The 1,020-nt window shown below is 32.8% G+C and carries 1 protein-coding gene; it reads left to right on the top strand.

The window, feature by feature from the left end:
- Nucleotides 1-662: 662 nt before the first annotated feature.
- On the top strand, nt 663-1,020 hold a 358-nt coding region (locus ACQR30_RS09900; RefSeq protein WP_429734554.1), incomplete at its 3' end, for a hypothetical protein.

Below are 1,020 nucleotides of genomic sequence, written 5' to 3'. Positions count from 1 at the left end.
AACCGGCTTCGTTCGAATCAGAAAAAATTTCTTATTTCGAAAATAAAATTTTTTAATATAAAATCGAAAAGTAGCGGAAAGAGTTATTGATGCAATGATTTTGTATTATTATTATATTTATATTTATATTAGTATAGTTTATTTTATTAGTTAAAAGAGTGTAATGCGAGTTTATTTCGTGATACATGTAAATCATGTAACACATGGTCGCCAATGGAGCACATGTGTGACTTGTAATACATGTGACATATGTCGTCTATGGCAGTTTTGTGTCATTTGTAAAACAGGTAAAACATGTGATACATTTATCACCTAATTGATTTAATTTACCTTTTTGATTTTTAAAGTATTATATATAGGAGTAGTTAAAGACTAGATAGCGTAGTAAGTTTTTCGCTGCAAAGAATTACTTCTCCGGTAATAACTTTCTTGCCAACAAAAGGAAGCTCTATTAGCGTTATAGTGTTTTTGCAATTCCTATAATAAAGATTATTTTTATTTATTGTTGAAAGAAACAATCGATAGTATTGCCTTCAGATTTTCTCCCTAGTTAAACTCCCTGCTATTCTGGAGCACGTGTAAAGTTTCAGTCCTTTACATTTGCCAGGATAACAATTTGGTGCGAGTTGGGTGGATAATAAAATTAAAATCACCTAGCACGCATGGTCGAAGAATATCAATATACTCAAACAGTAATTAGGCACGACAATTGGCACGATCAAGGAACCTCAGATCCATCTAATTTTGACAGCTCTTGTCCTATTTGTTTTGGAATATCAGAGTACGAAGTTAGTGAAGATTTTCATCATTTTTGGGAACATTGGATTGTACTTCGCTGCGGAGGAGATACTTATACCCAATACACCTACCGATATTATCAAGAACTGGGTGACGAATCCACTCAGTTTAACATTATCTTTAAACTACTAAAGACAATCCGTTATCAATCAGTACACCCTCCTCTTCTTATTGAAGAGCTTGCAGAAAAGGTTAACCAATACTACGCATTAATTGAAGCTG

Origin of the sequence: Arachidicoccus sp. (assembly GCF_050436765.1) — a bacterium.
In the GTDB taxonomy this organism is placed as follows: Bacteria; Bacteroidota; Bacteroidia; order Chitinophagales; family Chitinophagaceae; genus Arachidicoccus.
This window is presented reverse-complemented; position numbering and strand designations above follow the sequence as displayed.